Here is a 17,091-nt window from a genome sequence, read left to right on the forward strand (position 1 = left end):
GTCACCCCGCCACGCCACCCCTGCCACCGCTACGCTCGGGCGCATGGATCTCGCGGGGGGTGTGGGGCTCAGGCTGGCGTCGGCCGCGGTCGCCCCACTGGTCAAGAAGCTGTTCGCGCCCGCGGCCCCTGGCGCGGGCCTGGTCGACAAGCCGGTGCGGATAGCGGCGCTCGTGTCGTTCAGGGGCGAGAAGCGCACGGTCGTCGAGCGCGACCTCGCCAGGGTGGCCAAGACCCTGGTCGAACGCGCCGAGCCGGTCGGCCACCCCCTCGAAAGCGACGAGAAGGCCCGGGTCGCCGAGGAGCTGGTCGCCACGCTGATGGCGCTCGGCGACCTCGCCATGGACGATGTGCAGGCCGTCCAGCTGGGCCACCGCGAGCTGGCCGCGCGGCTGCTCGCGGCAGGCGAGGACGCGCCCGGCGCCCGTGACTTCCCCACGCGCCGGGCCGATGAGCTCTTCCACGACCTCCTCGACACCGCGTGCCTGCACATACTGGACTTCTTCACCAAGCGCTCGACGTTCATCGCCCGCACCCTGGTCGAGCAGAGCCGCCAGCTGGGCCGCCTGGTCCGCACGGTCGACCTGCTGGTGGAACGCCTGGGCGACCGGACGGCCGAGGACGCGGCGTTCGAGGAGCGCTACGCCGCCTATGTGCGCGGCGAGCACGGCACCCTCACCATCTACGGCCTCGACCTGGCCCAGTCCCGCGAGTGGCCGCTCGACGACGCCTACCTCAGCCTGGAGACCCACCGCCCCGACCGCGTCGAGGACGGCGGCCTCGCCGAACGCGCCCCACAGCGCGCCGAGCGCGCGCTCGGCGGCCTCGACCGGGTGCTGCTGCGCGGCCACGCCGGATCGGGCAAGACGACGCTGGTGCAGTGGCTCGCGGTCTCCGCCGCCCGCCAGGACGCCGCAAAGGATCTCGAACACCTCGTGGGGCGCGTTCCGTTCGTGCTGACGATGCGCACCCTGACCAGGGCCGGGGGGCCGCTGCCCGACCCCGGGCGCTTCCTGGCCGCCGTCGACTGCCCGCTGGCGGGCGCGCAGCCAGCGGGCTGGACGGACCGCGTGCTCGCGACGGGGCGCGGGCTGCTCCTGGTCGACGGAGTCGACGAGGTCCCCGAGGGCGAACGCGAGGGCGTGCGCCGCTGGCTGCGGCGGCTGGGCACCACCTACCCGGGCAACCTGTGGCTGGTCACCGCCCGCCCGTCCGCCGTCCGCGAGGACTGGCTGCACGCCCTGGGGTTCACCGAGCTGTCCCTCGCGCCGATGGGCCACACCGACCTGCACGCGTTCGTGCACCGCTGGCACCGCGCCGTGGGCGCCGCGCCCGAGGCGGCCGACACGCTGCTCGACCTGGTCCAGGGCCGCGGCGACCTGGCCGCCCTCGCGACCAACCCCCTGATGTGCGCAGTGATCTGCGCCCTGCACCGGGAGCGCAACGGCTATCTGCCGCGCGGCCGCAAGGCCCTCTACGACGCCGCGCTCTCCCTCCTGCTCGAACGCCGCGACCGCGAGCGCCCCGACCCCCCGCGCGTGGAGGTCGACCTGGACGCCGACACCCTGGTCTCGCTGCTCCAGCAGCTCGCCAACTGGCTGATCATCAACGGCCGTTCCGAGATGTCCGCCGAGGTGGCCACCGCCCAGCTCGCCCAGAGCCTCCCCCTGATCCACCGGGGCGACCGGCTCGGCCCCGCGACCACCGTGCTGCGCCACCTCATCGAGCGCTCGGGCGTGCTGCGCGAGCCGGTGGATGGCGCGGTCGACTTCGTGCACCGCACGTTCCAGGACTACCTGGGCGCCCGCTACCTCGTCGAGTGGCACCACTTCCCCGCCCTGGTCGCCCACGCCCACGAGGACCAGTGGGAAGACGTCATCCGCATGGCCGTCGCGCACGCCCAGCCCGTGCAGCGCGGCGAGCTGCTCACCCGGCTGATCGAGCGCGGCGACGCCGAGCCCGAGCACCGCGTGCGGCTGCACCTGGTGGCCATGGCCTGCCTGGAGCACGCCACCCAGCTGTCCCCCGACGTCAGGGCCGAGGTGACCGCGAGGGCGCGCGCGCTGCTGCCGCCCAGGACGCGCGAGGAGTCCAGGGCGCTCGCGGGCGTCGGCCAGGTCGTGCTCGACCTGCTCCCCGGGCCTGACGAGCTGTACGACGACGAGGCAGACGCGGTCGTCTACGCGGCGACCCGCGTGGGCACGGACACCGCGCTGAACAAGCTACGCCCGTTCAGGAGCCGGGCGACCGGCTCCGTCAGGCACCTGCTGTCCGTCAACTGGCAGCGCTTCGACACCCGCCGCTACTTCGACGAGATCCTGCGCCACCTCCACGACGACGACACGCTGATCCGGTTCGCCAGGACCGACGAGGAGCTGCGGCTGCTCTCAGGACTCGCCGGGATGCGTGGCATCGACCTGAGCGGCGACTTCACCGAGGCGGCGCTCATCGAGGCGCTGACCGGGCACCCGCTCGGCCTCATCCACCTGCGGAGCTGCCCGGCCCTCCGCGACATCGCCTGGGTGCGCCGCTTTCCCTCCCTGACCACCCTCCTTGTCGACACGTGCCACGGAATCACCGATCTGACCCCGCTCGCCGACACCGGCGTCCAGCGGCTGCACCTCTACAACGACGAGGCCCCGGCCGTCATGCGCGGGCTCGACCGCCTCGACGGGCTGACCGAGCTGACGGTCGGTTCGAGGACACGGCTCGGGACGCTGGCCGAGTTGCCTGGCGCGGCGGAGCTGGCCTCCCTCACGCTGCCGAATGACGTGCCCGACCTCGGCGGCATCGGGGCCTGGCCGACGCTCACCCAGCTGTGCCTGCACTTCACCACGCGTGGACCGAGCCGGGAGGAGTGGGAGGCCGTCGCCGCGCTGCCCCGGCTCACCACGCTCGTCCTGCACGCGGGCGCGGTCCGCAGTCTGGCCGACCACGGCATGGCGCTGCCCCGGGTCAGGTCTCTCCAGTTCTTCCCCGACGATCCCGAAGGCCCGGTGCCCGCCGACGACGTGGCCAGGGTGGCGGCGGCGTTCCCCGGCGCGGCCTGGCTGCTGTTCAACACCGACCCGGCCGACTTCGCCCCGCTGGCCGCGCTGCCGGGGCTTGAGACGGTCAGGACGTTCCCGCCGAGCGCGCGGCGGAACGTTCCCGACCACATCGAGGTCATCGCCCCGCCCGCGCCCCGCTACTGAACGGGCCCCGGCACGCGAACGCCCCCGCGGCGGGCCCGCGGGGGCGTTCGGCGTGATCGGACGGGGCGATCGGGCGGAGTGCCATCACTCCTTGGTGAGGTTCGGGCCGCCCTTGGCCGCCTGCTCCACCGGCGGGGCGTCAGGCAACGAGGACTTCTCCTCGCCGCGGAAGGTGAAGGACTTCTCCTTCCCCTCGCCCTCGGTGTCCACGACCACGATGTGGCCGGGGCGCAGCTCGCCGAAGAGGATCTTCTCCGACAGCACGTCCTCGATGTCCCGCTGGATGGTCCGACGCAGCGGCCTGGCGCCGAGCACGGGGTCGTATCCGCGCTTGGCCAGCAGCTGCTTGGCGTCCGTGCTCAGCTCGATCGCCATGTCGCGGTCCTTCAGGCGGTCGTCCACCTGCGCGACCATCAGGTCGACGATCTTGATGATGTCTTCCTGCGTCAGCTGGTGGAACACCACCGTGTCATCGACACGGTTCAAAAACTCGGGGCGGAAGTGCTGCTTCAGCTCGTCGTTGACCTTGGCCTTCATGCGCTCGTACCCGGTGGCGACGTCGCCGGCCACCGCGAAGCCCATGTTGAAGCCCTTGGAGATGTCCCGCGTGCCGAGGTTCGTCGTCATGATGATGACGGTGTTCTTGAAGTCCACGACCCGGCCCTGGGAGTCGGTCAGGCGACCGTCCTCCAGGATCTGCAACAGGGAGTTGAAGATGTCCGGGTGGGCCTTCTCCACCTCGTCGAACAGGACGACGGAGAACGGCTTGCGGCGCACCTTCTCGGTCAGCTGGCCGCCCTCCTCGTACCCGACGTAGCCGGGCGGGGAGCCGAAGAGGCGGGAGACCGTGTGCTTCTCGCCGAACTCCGACATGTCGAGGGAGATCAGCGCGTCCTCGTCGCCGAAGAGGAACTCCGCGAGCGTCTTGGAGAGCTCCGTCTTGCCGACGCCCGAAGGCCCGGCGAAGATGAACGATCCGCCCGGGCGCTTCGGGTCCTTCAGGCCCGCCCTGGTGCGGCGAATGGCCTGCGAGAGCGCCTTGATGGCGTCCTCCTGCCCGATGACGCGCTTGTGCAGCTCGTCCTCCATGCGGAGCAGCCGCGAGGACTCCTCCTCGGTGAGCTTGAAGACCGGGATGCCCGTGGAGGCGGCCAGGACCTCGGCGATGAGCTCCTCGTCCACCTCGGCGACGACGTCCATGTCGCCGGACTTCCACTCCTTCTCGCGCTGCGCCTTCGCCGCGAGCAGCTGCTTCTCGTTGTCCCGCAGGGACGCGGCCTTCTCGAAGTCCTGCGAGTCGATCGCGGACTCCTTCTCGCGGCGCACCCCGGCGATCTTCTCGTCGAACTCGCGCAGGTCCGGCGGCGCGGTCATCCGGCGGATGCGCATCCGGGAGCCCGCCTCGTCGATCAGGTCGATCGCCTTGTCCGGCAGGAAGCGGTCCGAGATGTACCGGTCGGCCAGCTGCGCGGCGGCCACGAGCGCGGAGTCGGTGATGGAGACGCGGTGGTGCGCCTCGTACCGGTCGCGCAGGCCCTTGAGGATCTCGATCGTGTGCGGCAGGGACGGCTCGGCGACCTGGATGGGCTGGAAACGCCGCTCGAGGGCCGCGTCCTTCTCCAGGTACTTGCGGTACTCGTCGAGCGTCGTCGCGCCGATGGTCTGGAGCTCGCCGCGGGCCAGCATCGGCTTGAGGATGCTGGCGGCGTCGATCGCGCCCTCGGCGGCACCCGCCCCGACCAGCGTGTGCAGCTCGTCGATGAACAGGATGATGTCGCCGCGGGTGCGGATCTCCTTGAGCACCTTCTTCAGGCGCTCCTCGAAGTCGCCGCGGTAACGGGAGCCGGCGACCAGGGCACCGAGGTCGAGGGTGTAGAGGTGCTTGTCCTTGAGGGTCTCGGGCACCTCGCCCTTGACGATGGCCTGGGCCAGGCCCTCGACGACGGCGGTCTTGCCGACGCCGGGCTCGCCGATGAGCACGGGGTTGTTCTTGGTGCGGCGGGACAGCACCTGCATGACCCGCTCGATCTCCTTCTCGCGCCCGATGACCGGGTCGAGCTTGGATTCGCGGGCCGCCTGGGTGAGATTCCGGCCAAACTGGTCGAGCACCAGGGAGGTGGACGGCGTGCCCTCGGCGGGCGCGCCCGCGGTGGCCGCCTCCTTGCCGCCTGAGTAACCGGAGAGCAGCTGGATGACCTGCTGCCGCACTCGGTTGAGGTCGGCGCCCAGCTTCACCAGGACCTGGGCGGCCACGCCCTCGCCCTCGCGGATCAGGCCGAGCAGGATGTGCTCGGTGCCGATGTAGTTGTGACCGAGCTGGAGGGCCTCGCGGAGCGAAAGCTCCAGCACCTTTTTGGCCCTGGGGGTGAAGGGGATGTGTCCGGACGGGGCCTGCTGGCCCTGGCCGATGATCTCCTCGACCTGCTGGCGAACCGCCTCGAGCGAGATCCCGAGGCTCTCCAGGGCCTTAGCGGCGACACCCTCACCCTCGTGGATCAGGCCCAGGAGGATGTGCTCGGTGCCGATGTAGTTGTGGTTGAGCATCCGGGCTTCTTCCTGAGCCAGGACGACAACCCGCCGCGCGCGGTCGGTGAACCTCTCGAACATCGTTAATCGCTCCTCAGAGCGGTCAGGCAGTAAAGGGGTCGGTCCCCTCCCTGTCCTTCCGCAGCTTAGTCCCGCAACGGGGGACCGCTCATTCCAACTGTCCACTCCTGTCCTCGGCGCCGTGCCCCGAACAGGCGACAACAGTTCCAACCCGATGGTGCGAGACGATGTTCCCGCAGGCCACGCGCTGGCACGTCAGATGACTACGCCGTCGGCGAACGCCGCTCGGCGACATGCCAGGGCCCACTCCCACCGCCCCCCACCCATGAGTGACCCATCATCCGTCAAGAACTGCCTACCCCTCCAGGCTGACACTCCATGCCGCACCAGCCATGGACATCCGCTACAGGCGAACGCGGCCACGCCGCGCGAGCGGACGCGGACCGTGCGTCACCCTCCCGCACGGGGGCGGGCCACCCGCGGCATGACACCCCGGAGGACGACTTCGGGGGGCCGCGCACCGAGTGCGGCCCCCCGGACAAGGACGCGAACGGCCGTCGCGCCTGGCTCGCCGGAGATCATCGCGCCGGTGAGCCGCGCGGCGTCAGACGCCGGCCTTCTCGTAGGCCTCGCGAATGTTGGCGGGAACACGGCCCCGGTCATTGACCTCGTATCCGTTCTCCTTGGCCCACGCACGGATTTTGGCGGTGTCCTGGCTGCCGCCCCCGCCACCGCCCGCCGTGGTGGCGCGCGCCCGGCCACGGGCGGCCCTCGCGCCACCGGCGCGACGACCGGCCTTGACATAGGGCTCGAGCGCGTCGCGGAGCTTGTCCGCGTTTTCGGAGTTGAGGTCGATCTCGTAAGTCTTCCCGTCGAGCGCGAACGTTACGGTCTCGTCCGCCTCGCCACCGCTGAGGTCATCGAGGAGAAGGACCTGAACCTTCTGTGCCACCGGGCTACTCCCCATTCATAGTCGCCGAATACCAATGACTGTTGTACTGCGGTGTAATCAAACCGCCATGGCCGGGAAAACACAAACCCCGGGAGCCCCATTACGCGGCGATCGTTATGACACGGCGGGACGATTCGGACATAACAACCACCTGTTGCGTCAATCAGAGATGGAGCAGCATCCGAGTGTTACCCAAAGTGTTGGGCTTCACCCGTTCCAGCCCCAGGAACTCCGCCACTCCCTCGTCATAGGAACGCAGCAGCTCGCTGTACACATCGCCATCGACCGGGGCGTCACCGATCTCGGTGAAGCCGTGCCGGCCGAAGAACTCCACTTCGAAGGTCAGACAGAAAATGCGCCGTACGCCCAGCCAGCGGGCCGTGGCGAGCAGCTTCTCCAGCACCAGGTGGCCGACTCCCCCGCCCCTCAGCAGGGGGTCAACCGCCAGGGTGCGCACCTCGGCGAGGTCTTCCCACATCACGTGGAGCGCGCCGCAGGCCACCACGCGGGCGTCGTGGTCCCGCTCGGCGACCCAGAACTCCTGAATGTCCTCGTAAAGCGTCACGGTCGCCTTGTCGAGCAGGATGCGGTCCCGGGAGTAGACCTCGATCAGGCCACGCACGGACGGCACATCTGTAGTCCTGGCGCGGCGGACAGTAACTTCAGTTGAGGTATCCGGCACGGGCCGAGGCTATCGCTGCGGCCCTTCGCCTTGGCCTTCGGGGGCGGCGACCTGTACTCCCGCGACATCGCCAACGCGCAGGGCGTCGCGCAATGCCTCGGTCTGCTCGGCCGACATCATGCCGAAGAAAGCGACGAGCGCGGCGGCGGGGTTGTCGCTCTCCGACCAAGCGTCATTCATCAATGCCGCAGAGTACGCGGCCCGTGTGGAGATGGCCTCATAGCGATAGGCCCTGCCCTCCTGCTCGCGCCTGACCCAGCCCTTCTGATGCAGGTTGTCCAGGACAGTCATCACCGTCGTATAGGCGATCGAACGCTGCTGCCTGAGGTCTTCGAGAACTTCCCGCACCGTGACGGGACGGTTCCACTCCCATACGCGGCTCATCACCGCGTCTTCAAGCTCTCCCAATGGACGGGGCACAGGAGGAAGAATAACCGCGCCGCGACAAAACGGGCGGGTGTGGCGTTTGGTGCGGGCCGCCCGCTGTCAGGCGGAGCGCTCGGGCGCGTTCTCGCCGTTCTCGCCGTTCGCGGCGGAACGGGCCGCGAACGCCGCGTCGACGGCGGCGTCCTCCTTGTACTTGTTCGCGCCACCCTGGGACTTGATGATCGTCACGATCAGCCAGGTGAACGCCGCCGCCATGACGAACGGCGGGAAGAGAGCTGCGGCGTAGTCCACAGTGATCGGCCTCCTTGGACGTGCTCGGGTGAGCCGTCCCCCAGACTACCGACCGCCCTGTGCCGCGCTTCCCCCGCTCCTGCCGCCCCGGGCCCCTTCCCCGCCCGCCTCGCCCCCGCCGCCGCCCTGCCCGCCCTGGCCCTCCGGGCCGCGGGGCTGGCCGCCCGACTGCGACGCGGGGCGCTTGCGGCGCGGGGGGAAGACCTCAGCCGGGGTCGGCACCGGGCGGCGCGCGGGCCGGCGAGGCGACTGCTGCTGCTCACCGTTCTCGTCTCCGCCACCGCCTGGGGTGCCGGGACCCTGGGAACCGTTGGACGTAACCATAAACCGACATTAAGTGGTAAACAGACAATTCGCCGTCTATTCGCCGGGCCCGGCGTGTTCCCTCAGGAGCGCGCGACGTTCCGCTCGTAGACCAGGCGCAGCCCGACCAGGGTCAGCCACGGCTCGTGCTCGTCGATCACCGTGGACTCGCGCAGCACCATCGGCGCGAGCCCTCCCGTGGCGATCACGGTCACGTCGTCGGGGTCGTCCGCCAGCTCGCGCGACATCCGCTCGACCATGCCGTCGACCTGCCCCGCGAAGCCGTAGAGGATGCCGGACTGCATCGACTCCACGGTGTTCTTGCCGATGACATGGCGCGGCCTGGCCAGCTCGACCTTGCGCAGCTGCGCGCCGCGCATGCCCAGGGCCTCCACGGAGATCTCGATGCCGGGCGCGATGGCGCCGCCCGCGTACTCGCCGCGCGCGGAGACCGCGTCGTACGTCGTGGCGGTGCCGAAGTCGACCACGATGCAGGGCCCGCCGTACAGCTCGACGGCGGCCACGGCGTTGATGATGCGGTCGGCGCCGACCTCCTTGGGGTTGTCCGTGAGGATCGGCACCCCCGTCTTGACGCCGGGCTCGACCAGCACCGCGGGGATGTCGCCGTAGTACCGCCGGGTGACCTCGCGCAGCTCGTGCAGCACCGAGGGGACGGTGGAGCAGATGGCGATGCCGTCGATGCCGTCGCCCAGCTCGTCGCCGAGGAGCGGGTGCATGCCCATGAGGCCCTGGAGCAGCACCGCGAGCTCGTCGGCCGTGCGGCGCGCGTCGGTGGAGATGCGCCAGTGCTCCACGATCTCGTCGGCGTCGAACAGGCCGAGGACGGTGTGGGTGTTGCCGACGTCGATGGTGAGCAGCATGGTCAGTCGCGCCTCTCGGGGCGGAGGTCGAGCCCGATGTCCAGGATCGGGGCGGAGTGGGTGAGCGCGCCGACCGCGAGGTAGTCGACGCCCGTCTCGGCGTAGGCGCGCGCGTTGTCCAGGGTCAGGCCGCCGGACGACTCGAGGGCGGCGCGGCCCGCGACCAGGGCGACGGCCGCCCGCGTCTGGTCGGGCGTGAAGTTGTCGAGCAGGATCAGGTCGGCGCCCTCGGCGATGACGGGCTCGATCTGGTCCAGGCGGTCCACCTCGACCTCGACGGGCACGCCGGGGAACTCCTCGCGCACCCTGCGGAACGCCTCGGCCACGCCGCCCGCGGCGACGACGTGGTTGTCCTTGATCAGCGCGGCGTCCGAGAGCGACATGCGGTGGTTGACGCCGCCGCCGCGGCGGACGGCGTACTTCTCCAGGGCGCGCAGCCCAGGCGTCGTCTTGCGGGTGTCGCGCACCGCGGCGTGGGTGCCCGCCAGGGCGTCGGCCCAGGCGCGGGTCGCGGTGGCGACGCCGGAGAGGCGGCACAGGAGGTTGAGCGCGCTCCGCTCGCCGGTGAGCAGGTCGCGGACGCGCGTGGTGACGGACAGGAGCACCTGCCCGGGCTCGACGCGGTCGCCGTCGGCCACGTGGCGTTCCACCTCGAACTCGTCGGTGCACACGATCGAGAGCACCGCCTCGGCGATGTGCAGCCCGGCGACCGTGCCCGCCTGGCGCGCGGTGAAGTCGCCCGTGGCCACGGCGTCCTCGGGAACGGTGGCCACGGTGGTGATGTCCACGCCGCCGTCGAGGTCCTCCTCGATCGCCAGGTGCGCGATGTCCTCGACCTGGACGGGGTCGAGCCCCGCGTCGGCGAGCAGCTCGGCCAGGTCGGGGTCGAGGCCGCACTCGAGCGGGTCGTGGGCGAACGCCTCCTCGTGCCCCGCGCCGCAGCCGCACCCGGCGCCGCAGCCACCGGCCGACTCGGCCTCGCCCGGCCTGGCGCCGATGGGCAGCAGGGTGAGCTCGACGGGCGTGGCTCGGGGGATGTCAGGGCTGGTCACGGACTGCTCGTTCTCCTCGTGGGCGCCGCGCCGTCGCAGGGAACGCGGTCGTGTCGGTGGTACGGACGGCGAGGGCCGAGCCCTCGGGGGTGGGGCGGAGGGTGACGACGAGGTGGCGCCGCCAGTGGGCATCGTCCCGCTCGGGGTGGTCCTCGCGCCAGTGACTACCGCGGGTCTCGGGGCGGAGGGACGCCACGGCGGTCAGCACGCGGGCGACCAGGTGCAGATTAGCCGTCTCCCACGCCTCGGCGCCCGGCTCGGCCGGTTTGCGGTCGACGTCAGAGGCCAGCGCGTCCAGGGCCACGGCGGCCTCCGCCAGGCTGGCGCTCGAACGCAGCACCCCGGCGCCCGCGGTCATCACGCGCTGGATCGTGGCGCGCGCCTCGGGCGGCAGCAGGCCCGGGCCGGACGCGGGGGCGGGGGCCGAGGCCGCGGGGGCGGACGCGGGGGCGTCGTCGGCGATGGCGGCGGCGATGCGCTCGGCGAAGACCAGGCCCTCGAGGAGGGAGTTGGAGGCGAGCCGGTTGGCGCCGTGCACGCCGGTGCAGGCGGTCTCGCCGCAGGCGTAGAGCCCTGGCACGGTGGTGTGGCCCGCCAGGTCGGTGCGGACCCCGCCCGAGGCGTAGTGCGCGGCCGGGGCGACGGGGATCGGCTCGCGCACCGGGTCGATGCCGTGCGCGCGGCACGCGGCCAGGATGGTGGGGAAACGCCGCTCCCACTCATCGGCCCCGAAGTGCCGGGCGTCCAGATACATGTGGGAGACGTCCTGCTCGCGCATGCGCCGCGTGATCGCCCTGGCGACGATGTCGCGGGGGGCGAGCTCGGCCAGCTCGTGCCGCCCCCGCATGAACCGCGTTCCCCCGGCGTCGACCAGGTGGGCGCCCTCGCCGCGCACCGCCTCGGAGATCAGCGGCTGCTGGCCCTTGGCGTCCGCGCCGAGGAACAGGACGGTCGGGTGGAACTGGACGAACTCCAGGTCCGAGACCTCGGCGCCCGCGCGCAGCGCGAGCGCGACGCCGTCACCCGTGGAGACCGCGGGGTTGGTGGTGGCCGAGAACACCTGGCCCATGCCCCCGGTGGCCAGCACCACGGCGGGGGCGCGGACGGCGCCGACGCCGTCGTGGCGGCCCTCGCCCATGACGTGGAGGGTGACCCCGGCGGCCCGGCCATCGGCGTCCTTGAGCAGGTCGAGGGCGAGGGCGTTCTCCACCGTGTCGATGCCCGCGGCGCGCACCGCTGCGACCAGGGCCCGGGAGATCTCGGCGCCCGTGGCGTCGCCGCCCGCGTGCGCGATGCGGCGGCGGTGGTGGCCGCCCTCGCGGGTCAGCGCGATCCGCCCCTCGGGGTCCTCGTCGAACCTGGCGCCCAGCGCGATCAGCCGCCGCACGGCCCGCGGGCCCTCGGTGACCAGCGCCTCGACCGCGGCCTCGTCGCACAGCCCGGCCCCGGCGACCAGGGTGTCGTCGCGGTGCTGCGCGGGGGTGTCGCCCTCGCCGAGGGCGGCGGCGATGCCGCCCTGGGCCCAGCGCGTCGAGCCGTCGTCGAGGCGGGCCTTGGTGACGATCACGGTGCGCAGGCCCGTCGCGGCGCAGCGCAGCGCCGCGGTCAGCCCGGCGATGCCGGAGCCGACGACGACCACGTCGGCGTCGATGGACCAGCCGGGGGCGGGCGCGGGGAGCGCGGCGGGCAGCGGAACGGCTATCGGGGGGTGGGCGTCGCTCATGCGCCCGCTCCCAGCGTGAGGCGGACGTTGTCGATCAGCCGGGTGGCGCCGACGCGGGCCGCCACCGCCAGGATCGCCTCGCCGGTGTGGGTGTCGGGGACCTCGGTGAAGCCGACGGGGTCGGCGAGCGCCAGATAGTCGAGGACGAGCGGCGGATCGGCGAGCGCGGCGGCCTCGAGCACGGCGGAGGCGGCGGAACGCGCGGCCTCGGGCGTGGCGTTCGGCATCCGGGCCGCGGCGGAGAGCGCGCGGTGCAGGGCGAGCGCGGTGGCGCGCTCGGGGGCGCTCAGGTAGCGGTTCCGGCTGGAGAGGGCCAGGCCGTCGGGCTCGCGCACGGTGGGCACCCCGGTGATCTCGACGGGGAAGCTCAGGTCGGCGACCATGCGGCGGATCAGGGCGAGCTGCTGCGCGTCCTTCTCGCCGAACATCGCGTGGTGGGGCCTGACCAGGTGCAGCAGCTTGGCGACGACGGTGAGCACGCCGTCGAAGTGCCCCGGCCTGAACGCGCCTTCGAGCCGGTCGCCCACCGGGCCAGCGGCGATCCGCACCTGGGGCTCGCCCGCGGGGTAGACCTCGTCGTCCGTGGGCGCGAACACCAGGTCGGCCCCCGCGGCCTCGGCCAGCGCCACGTCGGCGTCCAGGGTGCGGGGGTAGCGCTCGAAGTCCTCGCCCGCGCCGAACTGGAGGGGGTTCACATAGACCGTGACCACCACGAGGCCGCCGGGCGCGAGGCGCTTGCGGGCCGCCTCGATGTTGGCCGCGTGGCCCTCGTGCAGCGCGCCGAGGGTCATCACCACGGCCCGCTCGGCGCCGGGGGCGCAGCGCGCGTGCAGCTCTGCGGCGCGGCGCGCCACGGCAATCGTCATCGTTGTCCTCCATCGGCGCCCGCGCCGCCCGCGCCCGCGGGGCCTTCCGTGCCGCCCTGGGCCAGGACGCCGAGCAGGGCCTCGGCGAGCTCGGGCTTGAGCAGGCCGTGGTCGAGGGCGCGGTCCGCGGTGGTGCGGGCCATCGCGAGATAACCGGCCAGCGCGTGCGGGGCGTGCGCGCGCAGCTCGGCGACATGGGCGGCGACGGTCCCCGCGTCGCCGCGGGCCACGGGGCCCGTCAGGGCGGCGTCGCCCGAGCGCAGGGCGTTGTCGAGCGCGGCGCCGAGCAGCGGGCCCAGCATGCGGTCGGGGGCCGCGACCCCCGCGGCGCGCAGCAGCTCGAGCGACTGGGCGACCAGGGTGACCAGGTGGTTGGCGCCGAGCGCGAGGGCCGCGTGGTAGAGCGGGCGGGCCGACTCGTCGATCCACTCGGGCTCGCCGCCCATCTCGATCACCAGCGCCTCGGCCGCGAGCCGCAGCTCGGCGGGGGCCGTGACCCCGAACGAGCAGCCCGCGAGGCGCTGCACGTCCACCGGGGTGCCGGTGAACGTCATCACCGGGTGCAGCGCGAGCGGCAGCCCGCCCGCGCGCAGCGCCGGGTCGAGCACGGCCGTGCCCCAGCGCCCCGAGCAGTGCGCGACCAGCTGGCCCTGGCGCACCGCGCCGGTCTCGGCCAGGCCCACGACCAGGCCCGCGAGCGCGTCGTCGGGAACGGTCAGCAGCACTAGGTCGGCGCGCGCGAGCACCTCGTCGGGGGCGACCAGCGGAACGCCGGGCAGCAGCGCCTCCGCCCGCCGCCGCGACGCGTCGGACACCCCGGAGACGGCCACCGGGCGGTGCCCGGCCAGGCTGAGCGCGGCGGCGAGCGCGGGGCCCACGCGGCCCGCGCCGACGACGCCGACACGGAGCCGGGCGGGGCGGTCCCGGGCGTCGGTGGCGCGCGGGGCGTTGACGGCGGCGTTCACGGCGGGGCGTGCCTCTTTCGATCGAGCGTTCCGGTCCTTCGGTCCGGTACCGGACGTCGCTCCCATGCTACGACCGCCCGCCGGGGCGCCCGCTCGGCCCTCGCGCCCGGCTCAGCGCCCCCCGGCCCGCACCAGGCCCGTCTCATAGGCCAGGACGACGGCCTGCACCCGGTCGCGCAGCCGCAGCTTGGCGAGGATCCGCCCGACATGGGTCTTGACGGTCGCCTCGGAGACGAACAGCTCGCCCGCGATCTCGCCGTTCGACATCCCCTGGGCGATCAGCATGAGCACCTCGCGCTCCCGCTCCGTGAGCTGGTCGATCTCGGGGTGCGCCGAGCGGTCGGGCGTGGGCAGCAGCGTGATGAAGCGGTCGAGGAGGCGGCGCGTGGTGGACGGGGCGACGACCGCGTCGCCGCTGCGCACCGCGCGGATCGCGGCCAGCAGCTCGTCGGGTGGCACGTCCTTGAGCATGAAGCCCGCCGCGCCCGCCTTCAGCCCGGAGAACGCGTACTCGTCGAGGTCGAACGTCGTCAGGATCAGCACCTTGGGCGCCCCTGGGCCGCCCGCGCCGCCCTGGCAGATGCGGCGCGTGGTCTCCACCCCGTCGAGGCGTGGCATGCGCACATCCATCAGCACGACGTCGACCGATATGGAGCGCAGCACGTCCAGCGCCTCGACGCCGTCGCCCGCCTCCGCGGTGACCTCCATGTCCTCCTGGGCGGCCAGCACCATCTTGAACCCCGTGCGCAGCAGCACCTGGTCGTCCACCAGCATCACCCGGATCGGCCCCCCGGCCGCCCCCTCGGTCTCGCTCATGCTTCCTGCCCTCGCCTCCCGGCCTCGCGGCCCTCGCCGGTCGCCCGCCCCGGTCATCCTGATCATCCTGATCGCCCTGATCGCCCGCGGCGCCTCACTCGCCGCCGGTCAGCGGGAGCGTCGCGCTGATCCGGAAGCCGCCGCCGGGGCGAGGCCCCGCCAGCAGGACCCCGCCGACCATGCCGACCCGCTCCCGCATCCCGATCAGCCCCTGGCCGAGGCCGTCGGCGCCGCGCTCCTCGTACAAGTCCCGCTGCGCGCCGCGCCCGTCGTCCTCGGCGAGCACGGTGAGCGCGTCGCTGCCGTACTCCAGTGTGACGGTCGCGCCGACGTCGGGGCCGCCGTGCTTCCGCGAGTTGGTCAGGGCCTCCTGGACGATCCGGTACGCCGTCAGCTCCACGCCGCTCGGCAGCGGCCTCGGGGTGCCCGCTATGCGGAACTCCACCGGCAGCCCGGTGTCCCGTACCTGGTCCACGAGGTCGGCGAGCTGCTCGACGCCCGGCTGCGGCACATAGTCCTGGCCGGTGGCCGAGGCGTCCTCGCTGCGCAGCACGCCGAGCAGCCTGCGCATCTCCGTCAGCGCCTGGCGCCCGGTGCCCGATATCGTGCGCAGCGCCGTCCTGGTCTGCTCGGGCGCGGTGTCGAGCACATAGGCCGCGCCGTCCGCCTGGACGACCATCACCGATACGTTGTGCGCGACGACGTCGTGCAACTCCCTGGCGATGCGGGCGCGTTCGGCGGCCACGGCCATCCTGGCCTGGGTCTCGCGCTCCTGCTCGAGGCGGTGGGCGCGCTGCTCGAGCTCCGCGTAGTACGCGCGCCTGGTGCGCAGCGAGTCGCCGAGCACCCAGGCGAGGCAGAAGGCGACGGTCAGGAAGACGGCGCCGAGCACCGCGTTCGCCATGGACTCGTCGGCGTCCTCGGTGGGCCAGCGGAGCGAGGCGACGGTGGGCGCGAGCAGCGACATCAGCAGGGCGAGGCGGGAGGCACAGCGGGCGCTGCCCGAGGCGTTGGTGTAGATGACGACGAAGAACGCGAAGTTCGCCGGGAGGGGCGGGACGTCGCCCACGACCTGGAGCAGGCCGATGCCGCCGGCGGCCAGCAGCGTCCGCTCGGGCCAGCGGCGGCGCAGGGTCATCACCCCGGCGAGCAGCACGGACACCAGCAGGGCGCCCCACTCGGGCCCGGCGTAGGCGTCCTGCTCGGGCAGCGCGATGACCATGAAGGAGGTGAAGAGCAGGACGAACGCCCAGAAGCCGTCCACCCAGGTCGGGTGACGGCGCAGGAATTCGTAAAGCCGGTTCACGTCACCCAGAGTAGGCACGGTGTGCGACTCGGGAGTCAACCGGACGGCCGATACGTGATGCCTCCACCTACTCCTCAAGGTGGACGGCGGGTGGTGACGATGGTCAGGGATGGGCGGCCCGATGGATGGCGGGCGGCGATGGAGCGGGCGCTGTACGGGCCTGGTGGCTTCTTTCTGCGGCACGCGCCCGCCGCGCACTTCAGGACGGCGGTGCACGCGTCGCCGCTCTTCGCCGTGGCGGTCGCGCGGCTGCTCGAACGCGTGGACGTGGCGCTCGGGCGGCCCGGCGAGCTGGCGTTCGTGGACATCGGGGCGGGCCGGGGGGAGCTGGTGACGGGCGTGCTCGCGGCGTTGCCCCCCGACGTGGGCGCGCGGGTGCGCCCGTACGCCGTGGAACGCGCCCCCCGCCCGCCGGGGCTCGACCCGGCGATCGTGTGGCGCGCCGAGGCGCCGCGGGGCGCGGTGGGGCTGCTGTTCGCCAACGAGTGGCTGGACAACGTCCCGCTCGACGTCGCCGAGGTCGGCCCCGACGGGGTGGCCAGGACCGTGCTGGTGGACGGGGACGGCGCGGAACGGCTCGGCCCCCCGGTGGCCGGGGCCGACGCGGCGTGGCTGGCGCGCTGGTGGCCGCTGGGCCCCGAGCCGGGGGCGCGGGCGGAGATCGGGCTGCCGCGCGACGCGGCCTGGGCCGACGCCGTGGCCACCCTCGCGCGCGGCTGCGCCGTGGCCGTCGACTACGCGCACACCAGGGACGCGAGGCCGCCGCTCGGCACGCTCACGGGCTACAGGGACGGCCGCGCCGTGCCCCCGGTGCCCGACGGCGACCGCGACCTGACCGCGCACGTGGCCATCGACGCCTGCGCGGGCCCAGGGTCGGTCCTGCTGACGCAGCGGGGCGCGCTCGCGGCGCTCGGGGTGGACGGGCGGCGCCCGTCGCTCGACCTCGCGAGCGCCGACCCGGTGGCGTATCTGCGGGCCCTCGGCGCGGCGGGCGAGGCGGCCGAGCTGACCGACCCCGGCGGGCTCGGCGGCTTCACCTGGCTCGTTCAGCCCGTCGGCATCCCCGCGCCCCTGTAGAACGGGCCGCGGGCGCCGCCCACTTGTCGACTCACTCGTCGTGTCGCTCC

Annotated in this window: 14 protein-coding genes; 2 read left to right on the forward strand and 12 right to left on the reverse strand. The window is 73.0% G+C overall.

Annotation, left to right across the window (positions count from 1 at the left end):
* The first annotated feature begins 43 nt into the window (after positions 1 to 43).
* Entirely contained in the window at positions 44 to 3,193 is a 3,150-nt protein-coding gene (locus DEH69_RS04535; protein ID WP_147255417.1) for an NACHT domain-containing NTPase, read from the forward strand.
* Positions 3,194 to 3,277: 84 nt separating this feature from the next.
* On the opposite strand, the gene DEH69_RS04540 is transcribed toward DEH69_RS04535, so the two are convergent.
* From DEH69_RS04540 to DEH69_RS04600, 12 genes are all read right to left on the reverse strand, one after another.
* The gene (locus DEH69_RS04540) at positions 3,278 to 5,800 is read right to left on the reverse strand and encodes an ATP-dependent Clp protease ATP-binding subunit (protein ID WP_113685575.1); all 2,523 of its coding nucleotides are present in this window, start codon (positions 5,798 to 5,800) and stop codon (positions 3,278 to 3,280) included.
* Between the two features lie 544 nt (positions 5,801 to 6,344).
* Positions 6,345 to 6,692, reverse strand: a complete 348-nt coding sequence (locus DEH69_RS04550) for an Lsr2 family protein (protein WP_113685576.1) — start codon at positions 6,690 to 6,692, stop codon at positions 6,345 to 6,347.
* Between the two features lie 163 nt (positions 6,693 to 6,855).
* Positions 6,856 to 7,374, reverse strand: coding sequence for an amino-acid N-acetyltransferase (locus DEH69_RS04555; protein ID WP_113685577.1), 519 nt, complete (start codon positions 7,372 to 7,374; stop codon positions 6,856 to 6,858).
* 9 nt (positions 7,375 to 7,383) lie between these two features.
* Positions 7,384 to 7,794, reverse strand: coding sequence for a BlaI/MecI/CopY family transcriptional regulator (locus tag DEH69_RS04560; protein WP_258534427.1), 411 nt, complete (start codon positions 7,792 to 7,794; stop codon positions 7,384 to 7,386).
* A gap of 66 nt (positions 7,795 to 7,860) precedes the next feature.
* Positions 7,861 to 8,052, reverse strand: coding sequence for a hypothetical protein (locus DEH69_RS04565; protein WP_113685578.1), 192 nt, complete (start codon positions 8,050 to 8,052; stop codon positions 7,861 to 7,863).
* 386 nt (positions 8,053 to 8,438) lie between these two features.
* On the reverse strand, positions 8,439 to 9,236 hold the full coding sequence (locus tag DEH69_RS04570) for a type III pantothenate kinase (protein ID WP_113685579.1): 798 nt from the start codon (positions 9,234 to 9,236) through the stop codon (positions 8,439 to 8,441).
* Positions 9,237 to 9,238: 2 nt separating this feature from the next.
* Entirely contained in the window at positions 9,239 to 10,288 is a 1,050-nt protein-coding gene (nadC, locus tag DEH69_RS04575; RefSeq protein WP_113685580.1) for a carboxylating nicotinate-nucleotide diphosphorylase, read from the reverse strand.
* Positions 10,275 to 12,011: an L-aspartate oxidase gene (locus DEH69_RS04580; protein ID WP_113685581.1), complete on the reverse strand. Its 1,737-nt coding sequence runs from the start codon at positions 12,009 to 12,011 to the stop codon at positions 10,275 to 10,277. Before DEH69_RS04580 ends, nadC begins: the two co-directional genes overlap by 14 nt.
* The gene (gene panC, locus DEH69_RS04585; RefSeq protein WP_113685582.1) at positions 12,008 to 12,877 is read right to left on the reverse strand and encodes a pantoate--beta-alanine ligase; all 870 of its coding nucleotides are present in this window, start codon (positions 12,875 to 12,877) and stop codon (positions 12,008 to 12,010) included. The genes DEH69_RS04580 and panC overlap by 4 nt, the downstream gene beginning before the upstream one ends.
* Positions 12,874 to 13,842 carry a Rossmann-like and DUF2520 domain-containing protein gene (locus tag DEH69_RS04590; protein WP_258534430.1) on the reverse strand — a complete coding sequence of 323 codons (969 nt, stop codon included), beginning with the start codon at positions 13,840 to 13,842 and terminating at the stop codon, positions 12,874 to 12,876. Before DEH69_RS04590 ends, panC begins: the two co-directional genes overlap by 4 nt.
* Positions 13,843 to 13,953: 111 nt before the next feature.
* Positions 13,954 to 14,658 (reverse strand): response regulator transcription factor, encoded by a 705-nt coding sequence (locus DEH69_RS04595; RefSeq protein WP_113685584.1) that lies wholly within the window; start codon positions 14,656 to 14,658, stop codon positions 13,954 to 13,956.
* 94 nt (positions 14,659 to 14,752) lie between these two features.
* On the reverse strand, positions 14,753 to 15,964 hold the full coding sequence (locus tag DEH69_RS04600) for a sensor histidine kinase (protein WP_113685585.1): 1,212 nt from the start codon (positions 15,962 to 15,964) through the stop codon (positions 14,753 to 14,755).
* Between the two features lie 99 nt (positions 15,965 to 16,063).
* Between DEH69_RS04600 and DEH69_RS04605 the strand changes: the two genes are divergently transcribed.
* A complete protein-coding gene (locus DEH69_RS04605; RefSeq protein ID WP_258534443.1) occupies positions 16,064 to 17,041 on the forward strand; it encodes an SAM-dependent methyltransferase in 978 nt (325 codons plus the stop codon).
* Positions 17,042 to 17,091: the final 50 nt, after the last annotated feature.

The sequence above is a fragment of the Streptomyces sp. PT12 genome, assembly GCF_003311645.1.
GTDB lineage: Bacteria > Actinomycetota > Actinomycetes > Streptomycetales > Streptomycetaceae > Streptomyces.